20 protein-coding genes are annotated in these 22,795 nt (G+C 39.4%); 12 read left to right on the plus strand and 8 right to left on the minus strand.

The window, feature by feature from the left end:
• Positions 1-233 precede the first annotated feature (233 nt).
• Together CFY84_RS03820 and CFY84_RS03825 are read left to right on the plus strand one after the other, a co-directional pair.
• Complete coding sequence (locus tag CFY84_RS03820) at positions 234-725, plus strand: hypothetical protein (RefSeq protein ID WP_088822860.1); 492 nt, start codon at positions 234-236, stop codon at positions 723-725.
• Positions 726-967: 242 nt separating this feature from the next.
• Positions 968-3,187: a TonB-dependent receptor gene (locus tag CFY84_RS03825; protein ID WP_088822861.1), complete on the plus strand. Its 2,220-nt coding sequence runs from the start codon at positions 968-970 to the stop codon at positions 3,185-3,187.
• A gap of 92 nt (positions 3,188-3,279) precedes the next feature.
• Here CFY84_RS03825 and CFY84_RS03830 read toward each other — a convergent pair whose 3' ends face one another.
• Positions 3,280-3,705 carry an OsmC family protein gene (locus CFY84_RS03830; RefSeq protein ID WP_088822862.1) on the minus strand — a complete coding sequence of 142 codons (426 nt, stop codon included), beginning with the start codon at positions 3,703-3,705 and terminating at the stop codon, positions 3,280-3,282.
• Between the two features lie 142 nt (positions 3,706-3,847).
• Here CFY84_RS03830 and crp point away from each other — a divergent pair, with 142 nt between their 5' ends.
• Together crp and CFY84_RS03840 are read left to right on the plus strand one after the other, a co-directional pair.
• The gene (gene crp / locus CFY84_RS03835; protein WP_088822863.1) at positions 3,848-4,546 is read left to right on the plus strand and encodes a cAMP-activated global transcriptional regulator CRP; all 699 of its coding nucleotides are present in this window, start codon (positions 3,848-3,850) and stop codon (positions 4,544-4,546) included.
• Positions 4,547-4,629: 83 nt separating this feature from the next.
• Positions 4,630-5,679 carry an NADP(H)-dependent aldo-keto reductase gene (locus CFY84_RS03840; protein ID WP_088822864.1) on the plus strand — a complete coding sequence of 350 codons (1,050 nt, stop codon included), beginning with the start codon at positions 4,630-4,632 and terminating at the stop codon, positions 5,677-5,679.
• A gap of 43 nt (positions 5,680-5,722) precedes the next feature.
• On the opposite strand, the gene CFY84_RS03845 is transcribed toward CFY84_RS03840, so the two are convergent.
• Complete coding sequence (locus CFY84_RS03845) at positions 5,723-6,505, minus strand: M48 family metallopeptidase (protein WP_088822865.1); 783 nt, start codon at positions 6,503-6,505, stop codon at positions 5,723-5,725.
• 673 nt (positions 6,506-7,178) lie between these two features.
• Between CFY84_RS03845 and CFY84_RS03850 the strand changes: the two genes are divergently transcribed.
• From CFY84_RS03850 to CFY84_RS03860, 3 genes are all read left to right on the plus strand, one after another.
• Positions 7,179-7,838, plus strand: a complete 660-nt coding sequence (locus CFY84_RS03850) for a hypothetical protein (protein WP_143218756.1) — start codon at positions 7,179-7,181, stop codon at positions 7,836-7,838.
• A gap of 97 nt (positions 7,839-7,935) precedes the next feature.
• Positions 7,936-10,689, plus strand: a complete 2,754-nt coding sequence (gene mgtA / locus CFY84_RS03855; protein WP_088822867.1) for a magnesium-translocating P-type ATPase — start codon at positions 7,936-7,938, stop codon at positions 10,687-10,689.
• Positions 10,690-10,694: 5 nt separating this feature from the next.
• Positions 10,695-11,408, plus strand: a complete 714-nt coding sequence (locus CFY84_RS03860) for an MgtC/SapB family protein (protein ID WP_228149591.1) — start codon at positions 10,695-10,697, stop codon at positions 11,406-11,408.
• A gap of 49 nt (positions 11,409-11,457) precedes the next feature.
• Here the strand turns inward: CFY84_RS03860 and CFY84_RS03865 are convergent, their stop codons facing one another.
• The 3 genes from CFY84_RS03865 to CFY84_RS03875 all read right to left on the minus strand — a co-directional run bounded on the left by CFY84_RS03865 (position 11,458) and on the right by CFY84_RS03875 (position 14,615).
• On the minus strand, positions 11,458-12,777 hold the full coding sequence (locus tag CFY84_RS03865; protein WP_088822869.1) for an adenylosuccinate synthase: 1,320 nt from the start codon (positions 12,775-12,777) through the stop codon (positions 11,458-11,460).
• Between the two features lie 48 nt (positions 12,778-12,825).
• Positions 12,826-14,001, minus strand: coding sequence for an ATP phosphoribosyltransferase regulatory subunit (locus CFY84_RS03870; protein ID WP_088822870.1), 1,176 nt, complete (start codon positions 13,999-14,001; stop codon positions 12,826-12,828).
• A gap of 161 nt (positions 14,002-14,162) precedes the next feature.
• The gene (locus CFY84_RS03875) at positions 14,163-14,615 is read right to left on the minus strand and encodes an Lrp/AsnC family transcriptional regulator (protein ID WP_088822871.1); all 453 of its coding nucleotides are present in this window, start codon (positions 14,613-14,615) and stop codon (positions 14,163-14,165) included.
• A gap of 145 nt (positions 14,616-14,760) precedes the next feature.
• On the opposite strand from CFY84_RS03875, the gene CFY84_RS03880 reads away from it, so the two are divergent.
• Positions 14,761-15,507, plus strand: a complete 747-nt coding sequence (locus CFY84_RS03880; protein WP_088822872.1) for an AzlC family ABC transporter permease — start codon at positions 14,761-14,763, stop codon at positions 15,505-15,507.
• Positions 15,504-15,800, plus strand: a complete 297-nt coding sequence (locus tag CFY84_RS03885) for an AzlD family protein (protein ID WP_088822873.1) — start codon at positions 15,504-15,506, stop codon at positions 15,798-15,800. The genes CFY84_RS03880 and CFY84_RS03885 overlap by 4 nt, the downstream gene beginning before the upstream one ends.
• A gap of 19 nt (positions 15,801-15,819) precedes the next feature.
• Here CFY84_RS03885 and CFY84_RS03890 read toward each other — a convergent pair whose 3' ends face one another.
• Positions 15,820-16,851 (minus strand): type I glyceraldehyde-3-phosphate dehydrogenase, encoded by a 1,032-nt coding sequence (locus CFY84_RS03890; RefSeq protein WP_088822874.1) that lies wholly within the window; start codon positions 16,849-16,851, stop codon positions 15,820-15,822.
• Positions 16,852-17,109: 258 nt separating this feature from the next.
• Here CFY84_RS03890 and alaS point away from each other — a divergent pair, with 258 nt between their 5' ends.
• From alaS to csrA, 3 genes are all read left to right on the plus strand, one after another.
• A complete protein-coding gene (alaS, locus tag CFY84_RS03895; protein WP_088822875.1) occupies positions 17,110-19,740 on the plus strand; it encodes an alanine--tRNA ligase in 2,631 nt (876 codons plus the stop codon).
• Between the two features lie 66 nt (positions 19,741-19,806).
• Positions 19,807-21,087, plus strand: coding sequence for an aspartate kinase (locus CFY84_RS03900; protein WP_088822876.1), 1,281 nt, complete (start codon positions 19,807-19,809; stop codon positions 21,085-21,087).
• A 229-nt stretch (positions 21,088-21,316) separates the two neighbouring features.
• Positions 21,317-21,568, plus strand: coding sequence for a carbon storage regulator CsrA (gene csrA, locus CFY84_RS03905; RefSeq protein ID WP_088822877.1), 252 nt, complete (start codon positions 21,317-21,319; stop codon positions 21,566-21,568).
• A 45-nt stretch (positions 21,569-21,613) separates the two neighbouring features.
• Here csrA and rnhB read toward each other — a convergent pair whose 3' ends face one another.
• Positions 21,614-22,213, minus strand: coding sequence for a ribonuclease HII (gene rnhB, locus CFY84_RS03910; RefSeq protein WP_088822878.1), 600 nt, complete (start codon positions 22,211-22,213; stop codon positions 21,614-21,616).
• Positions 22,213-22,602, minus strand: a complete 390-nt coding sequence (locus CFY84_RS03915) for a hypothetical protein (protein ID WP_088822879.1) — start codon at positions 22,600-22,602, stop codon at positions 22,213-22,215. The genes rnhB and CFY84_RS03915 overlap by 1 nt, the downstream gene beginning before the upstream one ends.
• Between the last annotated feature and the right edge of the window lie 193 nt (positions 22,603-22,795).

The following is a 22,795-nucleotide window of genomic DNA, read 5'->3' on the forward strand; positions in this document are numbered from 1 at the left end:
AATATTTGTTATATTTCAATGTATTAAAAATTATATAAATAGATAGACTACTTATAGTATATGCGGATTTTTATATTATATTTCAAGAGCTGTCCTGCTTAATTAAAATCGAAACACAAAATTATTTATCTTTTATTAAAAAGTGATGCACTTTTTATGAATTATGAATATAATAATCATAATAAGTGATAATGATCATCTACTCTATATAGTGACAGCGCAGGAGGTGCTCAGTGGATATGTTATATACTCCGCTCTTTAAACTTTTTTTACTTGGTTTATTTAGTATGCAAATTAAACCGGTCTTTGCACAAGATAATGAGATCCGCGTGTTGCCACAACAAGGGACACAGATGACTAACCCTTACCCAAACTTCAATGCACCACGTACATTGGGAAGTGGTAATCGAAAAACATCAAAGCAACATACTGATTCAAATCCACTCGATATGAATCAGTATGTTGCTAAGCGTTGGGCTGTTGACTTATCCAATGAATCTTTTGATGCAAAAGGTTTTCCAAGTAGTACAAGTACATCAAGTGTGACGTATCGTAACCATAATGATCAATCACTAGTGTGGAAAACCATTACACCTTATGACAGCTTGCACCACAATCCAGAACGTGGTGCTTATGGGCAAAGGGTTTCTCCGTCTACGCTCTACCGTTTAAAGCATGGTGAAGACAACACCAAATATTTGCGTAATGCCAATAAACAGCCGTAAGTTAATGCTATTTATAATATACGTTTTAAATCTATGCGCCTGTGCTACATCAGCATGATGTTTTCAGTTGAGGCGCTTTTAAACCAAATAATAGCGTTGTTAGCATCTTATATGGCCTATTTCAGAACCACCTACCATCAAATACTTCAATTTTATTAAATTAATGATAGATAATGTATCAATTATGAATATAATGCAGCCTCAAAAAGGTAAATGATTATCTTTTAGATTATTTCTATCACTTGAGGTGTGACTTGCCTACGCTCTATTCTCCTTATTTTAAACTCAGTGTACTTACCTTATTTCTACTCCAAGCAAACTCAGCATTTGCTGTAGAATTTGACCCAACTGCAACAGCCACATTACCAAGCATCAAAATTGAAGCCATGAGTGAGCTTGATCCGATCAAAAGTTATATTGACTATAATGAAGCCAATGTGACACGTAATGGACTCAAGAAAAAAGATATTCCTCAAACCATCGACACCATTGATGTACAAAAGTATAAAATCTATGGTGCAAATGATTTGAGTGTCATGCTACAAGGAACACCTGGTGTTTCGACCAACTATGATATGCGTGGCGATGGTATTTTGGTTCGTGGCTTTAATGCAGACACAGGCGATATTTACCGAGATGGAATTCGTGAAGGTGGACAGGTTCGTCGCAGTACCTCAAATGTAGAACGGGTTGAGATTTTGAAAGGCCCAGCTTCAGTCTTATATGGGCGTAGTGCGGGTGGTGGTGTAATCAATATGGTCAGCAAATACGCCAATTTTCAATCTAAAAGTACACTCGGCGCTTATGCAGGTTCATGGGATCAATATGGCACCGTCATTGATCTTAATCAGGTGTTGTCCGATCATTGGGCTGTTCGTTTATCCACTGAATATAGTGATGCCCACAGTTTCCGATCAGGTATTTCGAATGATCAAATCATGGCATCTCCAAGTGTAACTTATCGAAATGATGACCATACACTGACATGGACGACACAATATACCTATGACAAATTGCACCGTGTACCCGATCGCGGTCCCTATGCATATACTTTACCTGCCAATACATCATTCAAACTCGGTTATGCACAAGATGGCGACAGCGTTGATGATACGCTACAAGTCATCCGTACCGATGTTAAATACGAATTTGCACCAAATTGGAAGTTTCATTGGGCATTAAGCTATCGCCAAGCTGAACAAAATTTTGATCATTTTTATTTAGGCGCATATTGCGCAAACAACACAACACTCAGTAATGGTGAAACAGCCGCAACTGCCGCAAACCTTCGACGCTGTCAGGGCCACATCGGACAAATTTCTCAAACCTATTATTGGCAGCAGACCACCAACAATACTGCCACCAACAGCTTTGATATTACAGGTACATTTGATACAGGGGCAATCCAACATCAGGTCATGCTTGGATCAGATTGGACCTATGAAGAACGTGAACCACGTCTTGCCAATACCAATCAAAATGGCTCTCTTATCTATGGTTATGTCAACCCACTCACAGGTGAACGCACAAGTTCACGTGGTACAGGGCCATTAAGAATTAATCAGCACAACTATAATGAATCGACAGGTTTAGGTATATTTCTACAAGATTTGATTCATGTGAATGATCGATTTAAAGTCATGCTCAGCGGAAGATATGATTACTACCAAACTTCAACCACCAATAAGCTATTAAGTGATACTCATGCAAATTATAAACGTACCATTGATGGAGAGAGTTTCAGTCCAAGCATCGGACTTATATATCAACCCAATGATCAGCACAGCATCTATGCATCTTATGGAAAGAGCTTTGCACCCTTTGGCGGCTCTAGTGGCATTAATGCCATTTCAGCCAACCAAAATTTAGCGACCTTTAATGCTGAACCTCAATACAATACGCAATACGAAATTGGCATCAAAAGTGATTGGCTCAATCAACGTCTAAACACCCAGCTGTCTGCATACATATTAACCAAAAACAATATACGTTACCGTCCAGATGCTGTGCAATTTCCAGATCTATGGAATGTGGCAGGCAAACACAAATCTCGAGGCATTGAGTTCAGTATGATTGGCCGCTTAATTGATAATGTATTTATTCGTGGTGGGTATGGCTATACCGATGCCAAAGTTAAAAGTGACCAAGAAAATCCTGCAAACATGAATAATCGTTTAGCACTTGTTTCAAAACATACAGGAAACCTCTTTTTACGCTATTTACCCACAGAACAGTTATATTTAGAAAGTGGCATCACTTATGTTGGGTCATTTTATAATAATATCCGTAATGAATATAAAGTGGCAGGTTTTAACCGAATCGATGCTGCACTTGGCTATAGTCATCAACCATGGAACCTCACTGTAGCGATGAATAATGTCACCAATAAAAAATATTGGCGCTCAGCAGATTTACCGGGTAATCCTCGGAGTGTATTGGTCCGGGTTAACTACCAGTTTTAAGCAAAAAACTAGCCACGTTAGTGGCTAGTTTTTTTTATTCTTGTTCAAAAACAGATAATCTGTGAGTTTAAAAAATAAATATAAATGCTGCTTTATTCAGCAACTTCAATAATTTTAAAATCATGTGTAATTTCAACGCCGCCATCCGTTAACATCTTGCTTGCCGAGCAATATTTTTCTGCAGAAAGCTCAACTGCTTTGGCGACTTGTTTTTCTTTAATATTTTTACCAGTCACAATAAAAGATAAGTGTATTTTTGTAAACACTGCAGGAACACTATCAGCACGTTCTGCTGACAATTTACATTGAACATCTGTAATATCTTGTCGTGATTTCTTTAAAATTGTCACAATATCAAATGATGCACAACCACCTAAACCCATTAAAATCAGTTCCATAGGTCGTGCACCACGATTTTCACCACCATATGAAGGTGCACCATCCATAATGATACGATGACCACTTTCTGATGTGCCTTCAAATGCTACTTTATCAAGCCATTGAACTGTTGAGTGCATTGCAACTCCCTTTAAAAAACTATAAATTACTACACATACATTATCCTATTACACTTTTGATCTACAAGGACCTCATCAACTCAAATTATTAGAAGATAATGAGCAATTGTCTTTACTTTTTTACTTTTTGGAACTAGGAATCATGGCACCCAATTTTTTTCCTTTTGTAAATGATGCATTCTCTCCTAATCAACTCCCTGAATCGGTGAAAGCATTACTGCGACGAGCAAATATCAATCGCTACCCAAAAAGATCGGCTATTATTGAAGCAGGAAAAGAATCTAATTCTTTATATCTTATTTTAAAGGGGTCGGTCTCTGTCATTCTTCGTGAAGATGATGACCGCGAAATCGTTGTAGCCTACTTAAACCCAGGCGAGTTTTTTGGAGAAATGGGTTTATTTGAAAATGAGCCGCAACGTACTGCTGAAGTGAGAACACGTGAAATCTGTGAAATTGCAGAAATTTCGTATGAAAACTTCACTGAATTGACCATTCGCTATCCTGATCTCAATTATGCGATTTTCTCTCAGCTTGTTAAGCGTCTAAAAAATACAACACGCAAGATGACAGACTTAGCATTTATTGATGTCACAGGTCGTATTGCACGCTGTTTAATCGACTTAGCCAACCAACCTGCTGCAATGTTATTGCCAAATGGTCGCCAAATCCGTATTACGCGTCAAGAAATTGGTCGTATCGTGGGTTGTTCGCGTGAAATGGTCGGTCGTGTTTTAAAATCGCTTGAAGAACAAGGCATGATTGAAACCGAAGGTAAAGCCATCTTAATTTATGACAGTGCGCTTGAAAACTCATCCGATGAAGATGCAGCAAGCCAATAATTCAGTTAAAAAGCAAATCTTCGGATTTGCTTTTTTTTACTAAAAAAAATCAACTTCAATAAATACATCAGGGGCATATTCATATGAAATTTCATCCTTTAGCCGATACCGGGATTGAACTGCCAGAAATCTGTTTAGGCACGATGACATTTGGCGAACAAAATACCCAAGCCGAAGCCTTTGAACAATTAAATTATGCGCTTGATCAAGGTATTTATTTTTGGGATACCGCAGAAATGTATCCTGTGCCACCTAAAGTTGAAACACAAGGGCGAACTGAAGCAATCATTGGCGAATGGATTAAAGCCAATCCAACGCAACGTAACGCATTATTTCTAGCCTCAAAAATTGCAGGACCTGCCTATGGTGGTAGTCATATTCGTGAAGGAAAGACACGCTATGTGGCCCCTCACCTACGCCAAGCACTTGACCAATCGTTACAGCGCTTAAATACAGATTATATTGACTTATATCAGCTACATTGGCCTGAGCGTCAAACTAATTTTTTTGGTAAATTAGGCTATGCCCATGCCAAAGAGCAAGAAACTGATTTAACACGCTTTGAAGAGACGCTTGAAGCATTAGGACAAGAAATTCAACAAGGTAGAATTAAACATATTGGCTTGTCTAATGAAACCCCATGGGGAATCATGAAATTCTTGGCGATTGCAGAACGTTTAAACTTACAAAAATTTGTCAGTGTGCAAAATCCATATAATTTACTGAATCGTACCTATGAAGTTGGCTCTGCAGAAGTATCTATCCGTGAAAATATTGGCTTATTGGCCTATTCACCATTGGCATTTGGCATGCTCACGGGCAAATACTTAAATGGCGCACAACCTGAAGATGGTCGAATCACTAAATTTTCACGCTTTACTCGCTATACCAATCCTGAAGCAATTCGCGCAACAGCCGCCTATGCCGAGGTTGCAAAAAAACATGGTCTAACTTTAACTGAATTGTCTTTGGCTTTTATTAAGCAACAACCTTTTGTGACCAGTACCATTATTGGTGCCACCACACTTGATCAGTTAAAAGAAAATATTAATGCATTTCGTATCGAACTGTCGGATGATGTATTAGAAGATATTGAAAAAGTACATCAAACACAGCCCAACCCTGCACCCTAAGTTGCCATGGACTGCATTTGATCCATGCAGTCCATTCATCTACTTAGCGTCGTCTTGAATTATAAACAGCCAATGCTGCAGGCAAATCCTTCCGCATGGCTTCAATACGTTGATTGTTTGATGGGTGAGTAGACAAAAAGCTCACGCCTGTAGACGCAGAGAGTTTATCCATCTTTTGCCATAACGTAATTGCCGCTTGTGGATTATAACCTGCTTGCGCCATCAGCATAAGACCACCATGGTCTGCACGAGTTTCTAAACTACGTGAGAATGGTAACCCTACACCCACTTGGCTGCCCAAATCAATTGCGGCATTTCCAAAACTGCCAATCCCTTGCCCTGCATAACTTTTACCAATGCTAATGGCTAAGTTTGTCAATGTATCTGCGCCCAATTTGCTTTTAGAGTGTTCTTCTAAAGCATGGGTCATTTCATGCCCCATAATGGCTGCAATTTCATCATCTGTCAGGTTTAAACGGTTCACGATCCCTGTATAAAAGACCACTTTACCACCAGGTGCCACATAAGCATTGACTGTATCGGCTTTAAGTACCGCCAATTGCCATTGAAATGGCTGCCCTGTTTTATTCATCTGATTGGCATAAGGCTGCATACGTACCATCACGGCATAAATACGGCGATAGGTATTGGATGTGGTGTCTAAAATGCCTTTTTGCTGCGCTTCTTGCTGCATCTTGCTAAAGCTTTGTGCTGAAGTTGCATTCAGTGTTGCTGAATCTGCACCTGAAAAATTTGCAACTGATACACAGCCAGATAAACTGATACCCAAAGCAAGTAAAAAACCGAGCTGAGATTTATTATTCATTTCATTGTTAACTCAAAAAATCTATTCATACATCATACCTTGGCAATACATCCAATGATCTGATTCGATGCAGCGCATAGAACACGGTCTATGCGCATTGTATATATTATTTAATCATCATCCAAAGCACGTTAAAAGCAATGATTTGTTGCGATTTTAAATGAGTTTTGCAATGTATTTTCATATCAAAAGAAATGCTAATCACTGTAAATTACGCTGATCATGATGTGACAAAGTGGCTATAGCAAGAATTAAAGTAAGAATAAATATCATTTAAACCTTTGATTTAGCTTAAAAAGATTATATTAATTTCTTTTTTTATATTTTCACCAATTTCAAACAAAATTCTATTGTATAAATTTTTTTTGACAGTATACTTGAGCCAACTTTTAAAGATGCGGAGACCCTCAGTGGGAAGTTGTTCGAGGTTTAGGTGTAATTTTTACACACTGATGCACTAATCTTGCAAACATAGCAACGCCACATTTAGGTCCCTGCTATCTTGCAATGAGATAGCTGTTATCACACCACATTCAATCACTTAATATGAATACAGTATAGGACGTACAGTACCTGCATCTGATAGATCCAGATCCTGTGTGTTGTCTATTTGTCTCATCATTTTAAGTTAATCCACTTAGGCTAATTCCGCCTCAGCGATGAGGAACAGGACATGCTACACTCAATCATGACAGTGTCATTTTATATTGGGATGCTTGTGGTCATTATTGCAGCGCAATATGCAAAAGCCACGCCCCTATATATTACTGATGATGCGCAAACGACCCCTGAAAAATCTTGCCAGCTTGAAGTGAGCCAATTTTTTCAGGCATCAACTACAAATTTTAATATCAATCCCGCTTGTACACTCGGTACAGTTGAACTTTCTTTGCCTGTCAATTTTGACGCGCAACAAAGTACGTCTTGGGCAGCACAACTTAAACATACCCTATATTTATCAGATCATTTTGGTGTGGCGGTTAGCGGCTCTTATCAGCCTAAACAACATGAAAATGTAAGTGTATGGAGTTTAAACATCCCCTTTTCATTTTATCATCTATATGGTGATACTCAGCTTGATGTCAACCTTGGCATGGCACAGGCTCATGAAGAAAAAAATGAGTTGGTATGGGCTGTTGCACTCACAAAGCCTATCTCAACAGATCAACGAATCGGCTTGGAATACTTTAAAGCGGCAACTGAGCGCAAAAGGTTACAAGCAATTTGGAGTATTGATCTTAATAAAGACACCAGCATTTATCTCTCCTATAGTCAAACCACACGTTCTTCATTTGAACAATGGTTTGGTCTTGGTTTGAGTTTCGCGGTGTAACAACCTCTCCCTCTTTCATCTATTTGTATTTAAATTTAGGTTTAATTGATTTATTAAGCCTTACGGACCAATGCTGTCTAAAAAAAGGAGAACCCACATGATTCGTCATCTTTGGGAGCAGCTATTTTCGCGCTTTTTAAAAAAATATCATTTGACACGTTATTTCTCTAAATCGATGTCATTCAAACAATTACACCAATCAAGCTATGCACAACAGGTCGGTGATCAACTCAATAAAACGTTAACACATGCATCACATACCCCAAATGAAGTCTATATTGCCGAAATGAGTTCTCAATCTGCCGGACTCATCGAAAGTGATGCTGAGCAACGCCAAATGAAGTATGGTTTAAATGAAATCCATGCAGAAAAACCACTAACGTGGTGGCAACATCTTTGGTATTGCTACAAAAATCCATTTAATGTATTGCTCACTGTGCTTGCTGTAATTTGTGCATATACCGATGACATGAAAGGTACGATTGTCATCTCAGCCATGGTCATGATTTCAACTTTATTACGGTTTTGGCAAGAAGCTAAATCCAACCAAGCAGCTGACGCGCTAAAATCCATGGTCAGCAATAAAGTATCTGTATTTAGACAAGAAACCGGCAGCAAATATCAAGCTGAACACCATGCCACCACTTATCAGGCACAAAAAAATCTGTTTGAATTGCCTATCAGCCAACTTGTCCCAGGTGACATCATTCGTTTATGTGCAGGCGATTTAATTCCAGCCGATTGTCGCATACTTGATGCCAAAGATTTATTTGTCTCTCAAGCTGCCATGACAGGTGAATCATTGCCTGTAGAAAAATTTGCAACCATACCAAGCGATCAACAACACGATACCATGGCGCTTGATAATATTCTCTTAATGGGAACCAGCGTGGTGTCAGGAACAGCCACAGCCATTGTCATTACCACAGGTCAACAAACCTATTTTGGTGCTTTAGCACAACGTGTTACCAACAATGACCAGACCGTGACTTCTTTTCAAAAAGGTGTCAATCGAGTGAGTTGGCTACTTATTCGTTTCACGTTGGTGATGGCACCTATTGTATTGTTACTCAATGGCTTTACCAAAGGTGATTGGACTGAAGCATGCCTCTTTGCTCTATCTATTGCTGTTGGCTTAACACCTGAAATGTTACCGATGATTGTGACATCAACATTGGCAAAAGGTGCTGTCTTTTTATCGCATAAAAAAGTAATTGTAAAACGTTTAGACGCCATTCAAAACTTTGGTGCAATGGATGTTTTATGTACAGATAAAACAGGTACTCTTACACAAGACAAAATTATATTATCAAAACATACCGATGTTTTAGGTAACACATCAGATGCTGTGCTCATGCTTGGCTATATGAACAGTTATCATCAAACAGGATTAAAAAATCTGCTTGACCTTGCTGTATTAGAACATGCCACTATGGACATGAAAAAACACCAAGCGACTGCAGAAAAGCTAGATGAAATTCCTTTTGATTTTAACCGCCGCCGTATGTCTGTAGTGGTCAAAACAGCTGATGAACGTGCTCGGATGATCACCAAAGGCGCAGTTGAAGAAATGCTCCAGATTTGTACGCATGTTGAAATCAATCAACAGGTTATTCCACTGACAGGTGAGCGTATTGAATCGATCATTGCGCAAAGCCAACGTTATAATCGTGATGGTTTACGTGTTATTGCCATTGGATATCGTGATCACGACATTGAAACAAACAAAGCGTATCATCTTGAAGATGAACAGGCATTAATTCTTGCGGGTTTTCTGACGTTCTTAGATCCACCTAAAGACAGTTCAGCCAAAGCAATTCAAGCATTACACCGTTATGGCGTCACTGTAAAAGTATTAACAGGTGATAATGAATTTGTAACACAAAAAGTATGCCATGACATTGGTTTGCCTCATCAACATATTGTCTTAGGTGAAGAAATTGACCGCATGAGTGATCAGGAATTCAAAGAAGCGGTAGAGAAATACCAAATCTTCGCTAAACTTAATCCAATTCACAAAGAGCGGATTGTGAGCCAGCTTAAAGCAAATGACCATGTGGTGGGTTTTTTAGGCGATGGCATTAATGATGCAGCAGCTTTACGTACCGCAGATATTGGTATTTCTGTTGATACTGCAGTGGATATTGCCAAAGAGTCTGCAGATTTAATTTTGCTTGAAAAAAGCCTCATGGTGCTTGAACAAGGGGTTATTGAGGGTCGCCGTACATTTGCTAACATCTTAAAATATATCAAAATTACAGCAAGTTCTAATTTTGGTAATGTGTTTTCAGTTTTGGTTGCAAGTGCATTTATTCCCTTTTTACCGATGCTGCCAATTCATTTATTGGTACAAAACTTATTATATGATGTATCACAAATCGCAGTGCCGTTTGATCATGTTGATGAAGAATCACTTCAATCGCCACAGCGTTGGGATGCCAGTGGTTTAGGGCGGTTTATGATTTTCTTTGGTCCAATCAGCTCAATTTTTGATATCACGACATTCTTTTTAATGTGGCATATCTTCGGAGCCAATACACCCGCTGAGCAAACACTATTTCAATCGGGCTGGTTTATTGAAGGGTTACTCACGCAAACCTTGATTGTTCATATGATTCGTACCAAAAAAATACCTTTTATTCAAAGTTGTGCTGCATTGCCTTTATTGGTGATGACCGTCATGATTATCGCAATTGGTATTTTTCTGCCTATGGGTCCGCTTGCAAGCTATTTCTCATTACAAGCATTACCGCTGAGTTATTTTGTTTATTTGCCAATCATTCTATTGGCTTATATGCTTCTTACTCAACTACTGAAAAAGTTTTATATTAAACGTTATGGATGGCAGTAACACCCATGGAAAAAATCACCTATCTGCACACTGAAAATTTAGTCAGCACATTCATTAGTTTAGCCACAGCATTTGTGCTAGGTGGTCTCATTGGATTTGAACGACAATATCGCCAACGTACAGCGGGATTAAGAACCAATGTATTGGTGGCCATTGGCTCAGCAGCATTCGTAGACATGGCCATGTTATTACATGGTCATGATGGTGCGATTCGTGTCATTGCTTATGTGGTCTCAGGCATTGGCTTTTTAGGTGCAGGGGTGATTATGCGAGATGGCGGCACAGTACATGGTTTAAATACTGCTGCCACATTGTGGTGTTCTGCGGCTATTGGTGCTGCTGCAGGTTCAGACTTGATTTTGGAAGCTTGTATCATCACCATGTTTATTTTGGCAGCGAATATCTTATTGCGTCCAATCGTACGCTTTATGGATCGCCGTCCACTTGACCATGACAATGAATTGCTCAATGTCATTTATGTCGTATGCGATCGCCTAGAAAGTAAAGAAGTGATTGAACAAATTCATACAGCACTCAAGCAGTATAACTATCCTGCAAAAGACATTGAAGTTCAGCCATTTGGTGAAAAAGATGTTGAAATTGAAACCACTCTACTCTCTACATCAATTGAACAACAAGATATGTTCCATATTTTAGAGGTATTAAATAAAATGCCTCAAGTCCGCTATGCATATTGGGACAAAAACACCATTAATTAACTGACAAAAAAACCGCAGCGATTGGCTGCGGTTTTTTTAATTTGCCATATTAAGCAGCAAATGGGTGACGTAATACAATTGTTTCTGCTCGGTCTGGACCTGTAGAAATAATATCGATTGGACAACCCACCAATTCTTGAATGCGTTTTACATATGCAAGCGCATTTGCAGGCAATTGCTCTAAACTTGTTAAACCAACTGTTGAACCTTCCCAACCAGGTACAGTTTCATAAATTGGTTTTAACTGACCAAAAGCAATCGCATCAGATGAACCAACACACGCACCTTCAACCGCTTCATAGCCAACACAGATTTTAATTTCTTCTAAACCATCCAATACATCAAGCTTAGTTAAACAAATGCCTGTCAATGAATTCACATCGACTGAACGACGTAAAATTTCTGCATCAAACCAACCACAACGGCGCTGACGACCTGTTGATGCACCAAATTCATGACCAACAACACCTAAGTGCTTTCCAATTGGATCACCCTCGTCTTTTGCCGCATCATAAATAAGTTCAGTTGGAAATGGACCACTGCCTACACGTGTGGTATATGCTTTAGTGATACCAAGCACATAGTCTAAATGTAATGGACCCATGCCTGACCCAGAACTTACACCACCTGCTGTGGTATTTGAACTGGTCACATACGGATATGTACCATGGTCAATATCAAGCAATGAACCTTGTGCGCCTTCAAACATAATTGGTTTGCCTGCTTTACGGTACTGATGTAAAGTTTCTGTCACATCAATCACAAGCGGCTCAAGCACTTCTTTCCATGCATGGCATAATGCTAAAACATCTTCAAGTTCAACAGCTGCAACACCATAGAACTGTGTTAATTGGAAGTTATGCAATTCAAGCATCTCTTCTAATAAGGCTTTTAATGCATCACCACCACGAATGACGTCAGCCACACGCACTGAACGACGTGCAACTTTGTCTTCATAGGCTGGACCAATACCACGACCTGTAGTACCAATTTTTGCATCACCACGTTTAATTTCACGCGCTTGATCTAATGCAATATGGTTCGGTAAAATCAGTGGGCAGTTTGGAGAAATACGTAAACGGTCTTTTACCGGTACGCCTTCATTTTCCAAAATTGCCATTTCTTCAATTAATGCGGCTGGCGACAACACCACGCCATTACCAATAAGACACAACACATTTTCGCGCAAAATGCCCGATGGAATGAGGTGTAATACAGTTTTCTTACCACCTACAACCAGTGTATGCCCTGCGTTATGTCCACCTTGATAGCGAACCACTGCAGCTGCTTGATCAGTGAGCAGGTCGACGATCTTTCCTTTACCTTCGTCGCCCCATTGGGTACCGAGTACCACAACATTTTTGCCCATAATAGCCTCATTACATCATATTGTTAAAATCACAAATCTATTTAACCATTAAACAGATTCAATTTTTTGAATTACCCACTGACCACCTTGATACACCAATTGATGCGTTGCAGAGGGAACAGAATTTAAAGTGTCATTGCCTAATAACTGTACAACAGATAAGCCATCTTGTCGTGCCTGCTGAATTGCATCAAGCAGCTCCACATCCGTGCCTGCAGGTGCGACAACAGTTTCAAGTGTTTTAAATTGACCTGCGCACAGCGCATATAAGTCACAACTAAAACCAGTGGCAGGGCGTGCACGACCAAAGTGCTCACCAATCCCATCATAGCGTCCGCCTTGGGCCAAAGGTTGAGCACGGTTAGGCACATAAACAGCATACATTAACCCAGTATGATAATGATAACTACGTAGCTCAACCACATCTAAGCCAATCGACAAATGTGGCCAACGCAAACGTATCTCAGACACGGTTGTTTTTAAGCTATTTAATGCCGCATTGAAATCAGGATCATTCAAAAGGTCTTGGCTTAAATGGGTTTCTAAAGCCACTAAATCGCCTGAATAACGACCTAATATATAAAAATCATTGCCATGTGGTAATGACTGCGTTAATTCTTCGAGTTCAGGAAGTGCTTTACGTTGATATAAATCATGTAACACACGTTCGTTATTTTTATCAAGTTGTGCATAACGCACTAGACTCTTAAACAGTCCAACATGACCTAAATCTAAATGGGTTTGGTCAATCGCAAATGTGGCATGTAACAGCCCAAGCATCACATCAATCATTTCCACATCGGCTGCAATACTTGCATGTCCATATAACTCAGCACCCAATTGTAATGGTGTCCGAGATGGGCTTGAATTTTGCGGCTGTGTATGAAGAACGGTGCCAGAATAACAATAGCGTGCAACCCCTTCAACAGGGTAAACATGGGCATCAATACGAGCAACTTGCGGCGTCATGTCAGCACGAATACCGAGTAATCGGCCAGACATTTGGTCAATCACTTTAAAGCTGACCAAGTCTAAATCTTGATTGGCTTCAGACAGTGAAGACAATGATTCGGTATATTCAATAAATGGTGTATAGACCAATTGATAACCGCGACTTGCAAAAAAATCTAATGACTGTCGACGAAGTGACTCAATGACTTGCGCTTGTTCTGGTAATACATCTGCTACCCCATCCGGTAACAGCCAAGTCTCTGAAATCGGCATGCTTTCAACCTAAATCTAATCAACGCAAAAATAATTCACATAAAAAAATCGGGATGCGCCCGATTGCAGCTCAGTGTAGCATGATCTTTTTTGCTGTGCATCTTGGAATTTGACAAATTTTATCTTCAATCCAAGCCACATCTTTAAAAACATCATCTTGATTAAATAGGTAATGCTGTCGTGTATTTTACTTTTTGCAGTGGAATTTCTGTTTTGATATTTTGAATTCCTGAGATCTTATTCAAATGCTGAATTTGAAATTTACGATACGCTTCTAAATCTGCTGTAACAATACGCAAGAAAAAATCACAATCCCCTGCCATCAATTGGCATTCAACCACTTCAGGTAAGTGCTGTATCGCATCCATAAATTGATTGACTGTTTTTTTATCTTGTTCTTTAAGCCAAATACGGGCAAACACCATTAAGCCAAGATCAACTTTAATTGGGTCAACCAATGCTACATAACCTTGGATAACACCACTGTCTTCAAGTTGTTTTACACGGCGTAAACAAGGCGATGCTGACAAACCCACTTGTTGTGCAAGCTCGTTATTGGCTAAGCGACCATCCTGCTGCAATACGGTTAAAATTCGTTTATCAATCTGATCCATACCCACCTCTTACGCTATAAAATGCCAAATTAAGTTACTAAATCATTATATAATACCAATATATGGTTTATAGAGTTATTTTTTAGCAACCTATTCTCTAATACAAAGCATAAAATACCAATAGAATATTTCACTGTAAAATACCATGTCATTTTCCAAAAATACAACAGAAATGCAATATCAAACTGATGATATGTATGACTTTAAACAAGGCATTAAAGCCTCTATTCCTGTACTTTTAGGCATTATTCCATTTGCATTAATTTTAGGTGCTCAAGCATCACAAAAAGGCTTATCTTTACTTGAAATCCCGCTTTTAACTGGCTTAAATTTTGCAGGCGGTTCTGAATTTGCCATTTTGCAAGCTTGGACCAATCCACCACAACTGATGATCTTGGTTTTTATTACTTTTTTAGTCAATAGTCGTCATTTAGTCATGGGCGCAAGTTTAGTGTCTTATTTAAAACACTTACCGAATAAAAAAGTTTATCCGGCTTTATTTTTTATGTGTGATGAAAGCTGGGCCATGAGTTTGGCAGATGCACAAAAAAGAAAACACCTTGAACCTAAAGATGCATTTAACTTGTCATTTTATAGCGGGATTTGCTTTTCAATTTATATTATGTGGGTAGTGTTTACAGCACTTGGTGGTGCCATCGGACCATTATTTGGTGACCTTGCACGCCTTGGCTTTGATATGGCTTTTCCTGCTGTCTTTTTGGTGCTGTTACGCAGCATGTGGTGCAATGTTCATGATGCCATTCCGTGGGGCGCAAGTTTAATTGCAGCGATAGGCGCTTACTTATACTTCCCATCAGGATGGCATATCCCAATTGGTGCAGTGGTTGGTATGATCACTGCTGTTTTAATGACAGGAGATGACGACGAATGATTCATTTAGACACTGTTATTGCCATTTTAGTCGTCGCATTAACCACTTATTCCACGCGTGTTTTGGGTTATATGCTACTCAAACACCGTACATTATCGCCACGACAAAAAAAGGTACTTGATATCGTACCCGGGTGTGTACTTATTTCTGTACTTGCACCGTATTTTGTACCTCACAGCTGGGTTGACTTGCTCGCGATTACCGCAACATTCATTGTCTCTATTCGCTTTTCTCTACTACCTGCAGTTGTCCTGAGTATGCTGTCTACAGCATTATTACGTATGACAATTTAAATCGAAATATTTGCAGTGTCTAAGAAGGCACTGCAAATGATTCGCATAAATCCAATAACCGATTGGCATAACCCCACTCATTATCATACCAAGCAAATACTTTGGCTTGTCGTCCAACCACCATGGTCTGCGTTAAATCAACAATTAAAGAATGCGGCAAATGATTAAAGTCACTCGACACCAATTCAGCTTGAGTACACGCCATAATGTGTTGGTATTCTTGTGCTGCTGCACGCATAAACACATCATGTAATGCATTCACTGAAATGTCTTGCTGAGCAATAAAAGTAAAATCTATTGCAGCCACATTTAAAGTCGGAACTCGAATAGAATAGCCTTGAATACGATGTTCCATTTTAGGCATCACACGTTTTAATGCCCCAATGGCACTCGATGTGGTTGGAATAAAATTATGTCCTGACGCACGAGCACGCCTTAAATCACGATGTGCATGATCCAATACCGCTTGGTCTGTAGTCACCGCATGAATTTCAGTCATTAAGCCGCTTTCAATGCCAAAATGATCATCAAGAATTTTGACCAACGGCACCAATGCCTGTGTGGTACATGACACACTTGAAATAATTCGATCAGAAGCTTTCACCTCATGATGATTCACACCATATACAATTGCAGCATCAACACGGTCAAATGGTGCCGCACCAATAATGACACGCTGAGCACCGGCTGTAATATGTTGTGATGCCGCAGCATAAGAGCGGAATAATCCGGTACATTCCAATACAACATCAATGTCTAAACGCCCCCAAGGCAATTGGCTTGGATCAGCATCTTGAAGAACTTCAATGGTTAATTGGCGTGTTTGATCTTCAATCTTTAAAAACTGGCGATGGTCTTTTACAACCACATCCACCTGCGCACGAAAAGTACCATGTGTTGAATCATACTTTAACAAATGCGCTAATGTATGAATATTAGACACATCATTGATTGCAACAATTGTAGATTCAAATTGGGTGCTATGTTCAAACCATGCACGCACTACATTACGTCCAATTCGTCCAAAGCCATTAATGCCAATGCGTTGCATGCCCCATCCTTTTCATAATTCTGAGATAAAATAATGTTTATGTTAATTGAAGTTTACAGTTTGTGAATAACCTTAGCGATTATTGTCACATTTATATGCGTTTAACTGCAAAATCATTGGTCATAGTGTGATTTTTCGCTATACTTCAAAGCTTTGAAATTTAACGATTGAACCACCAAATCAAGCATTGTACAAATAAAGTTTTGATTGGCAATCTTATTAAACCAAATGGAGTGACTTGTTGTGAGTACACGTGTTATGACGTCCGCTGAAATTCGTGAAGCCTTTTTGCACTTTTTTGAAACTAAAGGGCATACACGCGTTGCATCGAGTTCTCTCGTTCCCGCGAATGATCCAACCTTGCTATTTAATAATGCAGGGATGAATCAATTTAAAGATTGTCTACTTGGTTTAGAAGATCGTGGCTATGTCCGTGCCACTTCAGCACAAAAATGCGTCCGCGCAGGTGGTAAGCACAATGACTTAGACAATGTAGGTTATACAGCACGCCATCATACTTTCTTTGAAATGCTTGGAAACTTTTCATTTGGTGATTACTTTAAACGTGAAGCCATTGGTTTTGCATGGGAATTTTTAACTACTGCTTTAGCACTGCCTAAAGATCGTCTTTATGTCACCATTTACCATACCGATGATGAAGCATTTGATATTTGGAACAAAGACATTGGTTTAGCGCCTGAACGTATTATCCGTATTGGTGACAACAAAGGCGGACCATATGCATCAGATAACTTTTGGGCAATGGGTGATACAGGTCCTTGTGGACCATGTTCGGAAATATTTTATGACCACGGCGAACACATTTGGGGTGGTCTACCTGGCTCACCGGAAGAAGATGGCGACCGCTTTATTGAAATTTGGAACAACGTATTTATGCAGTTTAACCGAACTGCTGATGGGCAACTTGAACCGCTCCCTGCACCATCTGTCGATACAGGAATGGGATTAGAGCGTATTTCTGCCATCTTACAACATGTCAATTCAAACTATGATATTGACCTGTTCAAACATTTAATTACTCATGCAGCACAAATTGTTGGTGTCGAAAACCAAGACCAACCATCATTACGTGTTATTGCAGACCATGCACGTTCATGCAGCTTTTTAATTGCTGACGGTGTCACACCTGGTAATGAAGGTCGTGGCTATGTATTACGCCGTATTATCCGCCGTGCTATTCGTCATGGTCACAAGTTAGGCGCAACAGGTACATTCTTCTATCAAATGTTACAGCCATTAACTGATGTGATGGGTGATGCCTACCCTCAATTAATGGAGAGTCGTGAGCGTATTGAAGCCGCATTAATTAAAGAAGAAGAACAGTTTGCTAAAACCTTAGAGCAAGGTTTAAAAGTACTTGAACACGAATTAACACAAATTCAAGGCACTGTGATTCCTGGTGCTGTGGTATTTAAGCTATATGACACATATGGTTTCCCTGCAGATTTAACAGCAGATATTGCACGTGAGCGTGACTTAACTATTGATGAAGCAGGCTTTGAAACTGAAATGTCTGCACAGCGTCAACGCGCACGTGATGCTGGAAAATTCAGTGTAGATTACAACAGCATTGTTAAAGTCGACACAGCCACAACCTTTGAAGGTTATCAATCAACCCAAGGTGAAAGCCAAATCATCGCGATCTATAAAGATGGTAAAGCTGTGACTGAACTGTCTGAGGGTGATGAAGCACTTATCGTTTTAAACAAAACTCCGTTTTATGCAGAAAGTGGTGGTCAAGTTGGTGACACAGGTACACTGAAAAATGATACAGGTATTTTTGAAGTCAATGACACACAAAAATCAGGTCATGCATTTATTCATCAAGGTGTTGTAACCGTTGGACAACTGAGTATTAACCAAGCGGTTGCTGCACGTGTAGATCATGAATTACGTGCTGCGATTTCAAAACATCACTCAGCAACCCATTTATTACATGCTGCGTTAAGAGAAGTACTTGGTACACATGTAACGCAAAAAGGTTCATTGGTTGCCTCTAATATCTTACGCTTTGACTTTTCACACGAACAACCTGTCACTTTTGACGAGATTCAACGTATCGAACGTTTAGTCAATCGTGAAGTTATTGCCAATACAGCCGTGATCACTGAGGTTTTAGATATTGAAACCGCAAAAACCAAAGGTGCAATGATGCTTTTTGGTGAAAAATATGGTGAGACTGTCCGTGTACTCACGATGGGTACGGTCCAAGATGAACGTCCATTCTCAGTTGAGCTATGCGGTGGTATTCATGTCGAGCGTACTGGTGAAATTGGTTTAATCAAAATCACTTCAGAAAGTGGTGTTGCAGCTGGTGTACGCCGTATAGAAGCTGTCACAGGTTTAAATGCATTGAATGCAGTGCAAAAAACTGACACGACGCTACAACAAATTAACACCTTATTAAAAGCACAAAAAGATCAAACGCTTGAAAAAGTCAATGCAGCTGTTGAGCATAGTCATCAATTGCAAAAGCAAATTGAGCAGCTCAATCAAAAACTGGCGAATTTACAAGCTGTTGAGCTATTAAACCAAGTCAAAGAGATTCAAGGTCGTGCGACTTTAGTCGCAACACTGCAAAATATGGACGCAAAATCACTGCGCCATTTACATGACAGTGTAAAATCGAAGCTTGATAATGCTGTGATTGTGTTCGCAGGGATACAAGATGACAAAGTTAGCTTGTTAGCCTCTGTGGCACAATCTTTGACAGCAACGTTAAAAGCAGGCGACATCATCAAGCATCTCAGCACTGAGCTGGGCGGTAAAGGTGGTGGGAAACCTGACTTAGCACAAGGTGGCGCGCCACTCAACGAGAAGTTTGATCAAGTGATTGCAGCACTACCTGCTTGGCTTGAAACTCACTAAACTTCAATTTTGTGTAATTGACCGACCCTAAATGCCTCTTAGGGTCATGGCTTATATGGAATCATTATGGCATTAATCGTTCAAAAATATGGTGGTACTTCAATGGGGACACCTGAGCGCATTTTAAATGTAGCTCACCGTGTAAAGCGTTGGCACGATCACGGTCACAAAATTGTAATTGTTGTTTCAGCAATGAGCGGAGAAACCAACCGTTTACTTGCGCTTGCAAAAGCAATTACCGCAACCCCTGAACCTCGTGAACTTGATCAAATGGTTTCGACCGGTGAACAAGTTACGATTTCCATGCTAGCCATGGCACTCAATTCAATTGGTGTGCAAGCTAAATCATATACTGGACGTCAAGTTGGTATTAAAACTGACAACTCATTTACCAAAGCACGCATTGAATCTATTGATACTGATGTAATGACTACGGACTTAAATGAGGGCAAAGTGATTGTTGTAGCTGGCTTCCAAGGTATTGATGCTGTGGGTAATACCACAACATTAGGTCGTGGTGGTTCAGATACCACAGGTGTTGCCCTTGCAGCAGCATTAAAAGCAGACGAATGTCAAATTTATACTGATGTGGATGGTGTATATACCACAGATCCACGTGTCGTATCTAAAGCGAAAAAAATTGACCGAATTTCTTTTGAAGAAATGCTAGAAATGGCATCATTAGGTTCTAAAGTATTACAAATTCGCTCTGTCGAATTTGCGGGGAAATACCAAGTACCATTACGTGTATTATCAAGTTTTGATAATGACAACGATGGCGCATTTGACGAAGACTTTAAACAAAACGTGGGTACATTAATTACTACTGAGGCAGCACATAATATGGAACAACCGATCATTTCAGGCATTGCATTTAACCGTGACGAAGCGAAACTGACTATTCTAGGTGTTCCTGATGAGCCAGGTATCGCGTCTAAAATCTTATCGCCAATCAGTGCAGCCAATATTGAAGTAGATATGATTGTACAAAACATCGAAGAAGATGGTACAACCGATTTTACATTCACTGTGAACCGTGCTGATTTTGCCAAAGCAAAACATATTCTTGATGATATCTCAACAACCATTAAAGCACGCGAAGTGGCTGGTCGTGAAGATATTGTAAAAGTGTCTATCGTGGGTGTGGGTATGCGTTCGCATGCTGGGGTTGCAAGTAAAATGTTTACTGCACTTGCTGAAGAAGGCATTAATATTTTAATGATTTCAACATCAGAAATTAAAGTATCTGTTTTAATTGATGAGAATTATTTAGAGCTTGCAGTACGTTGTTTACACACCGCTTTCGGTCTTGACCGTGAACATGGTGAAAGCAGCGCACGCGCATAATCTTAAAATATTTTATCTAAATCTGAAATAAATTTTGAGCCACTCTATTTTATATAAAGTGGCTCTGTTATATTAGATGGTATATTTTTAGGAATACGACTGAAACCAATGTATATCCATTCCCTATGGGTATCTGGTGTTTTCTATTGTTCCTTATGGTCGTGGTTCACTTTTTGCGTATTTTAAAAAATAAGTAAAAATAACTGCAGGTTTAGCGCTTAGCAAGGAGATAAACATTCTGACTCGACGTGTCGGAGAAACTTTAATGATTGGGGATCAAGTCAGTGTGACAGTGCTTGGTGTAAAAGGTAACCAAGTCCGCATTGGTGTGAATGCGCCTAAAGAAGTTTCTGTACATCGTGAAGAAATTTATCAACGCATTCAACATGAAAGAGCAATGCATGAACATCTTCAACAGATTGATCAAGAGTACCAGCCTTCTTTTTATGATGATGGTAATCAAAACAAATTTAACCGATAACTTCTGCATAGAATAATTATCTAGGTTAAATATTAAAAGCGACGATTAAGCGTCGCTTTTAATATGTTGAGCTGCTTGAAATTCCTCATGCGCTTTTTTAACAGGCTTGTAGCTATACCGATGTTCAGGTATAACACCATGCTCAGCCATTGCAAGCAAATGGGCTTTTGTAGGATAGCCCTTATGCTTTGCAAAACCATAAGCTGGATATTGCTGATCTAATAACACCATTTGCCGATCACGGGTTACTTTGGCTAAAATACTCGCTGCACTGATTTCCTGATGCAAAAAGTCACCATTAATAATGGCTTCACACGTAACATCAAGATCTTTAATACAATGATTTCCATCAACACGCACCAATTCAGGTGTGATAGTTAAACCAGCGACCGCACGGCGCATTGCTAAAAAAGTCGCTTGTAAAATATTCAGCTCATCAATTTCAAGGTGTGATGCTTCCGCAACAGACCATGCCAATGCTTTTTGCTGAATTTCAATGAAAAGTTGCTCTCTTTTCTTTTCAGTTAACTTTTTAGAATCATTTAATCCAACAATCGGCTGATTTGGATCTAAAATGACAGCAGCAGCCACAACAGAGCCCACTAAAGGACCACGTCCTGCTTCATCTACCCCAGCTATTCGCATTATTTACTGACTTCAGCTAAACATGTGGTAATGGTTTTATCAATTGCTTTAGCAGCAATTTGTGTCCGCGCTTGAGTATTAAATGCAGCATTTGCAAGATCTACAGCCGTCACGCTCTCTGGTGCTTTATCACTGACACAACCACATACTTTTGTTTGTACATTTTGTTGTTGTTCTGACGTCATGGCTTGGCTTGCTGTTTTCCAAATGGTCATATTATTAAGTTCATTGACACATTTTGCATTTACAGCCATTTTTAACGCAGATACACCCAATTGTTGAGTTGTACTTTGACCACCAGCTGGAGTGCTCGCTGCACCATCACCACCTGTTGCACATGCAGACAACATCATAACCAAAGGGCATAAAATCAAAATTTTTTTCAACATAATTCCATTACTCAAACTTATATATTTATAAAGAGTATTGTGCACACATCATTTTAATAAAGTATTTCGATATGTATCTCAATGCTCATATTTAAAGCAAATATTCATGACGATGTTTAGTTTTTGTAGTACCCGTAACAATTAATGTATTTTATGTTAATTACATTGTGATTAAAGCCACTATTTATACATA

The sequence above is a fragment of the Acinetobacter apis genome, assembly GCF_900197575.1.
Taxonomy (GTDB): Bacteria; Pseudomonadota; Gammaproteobacteria; order Pseudomonadales; family Moraxellaceae; genus Acinetobacter; species Acinetobacter apis.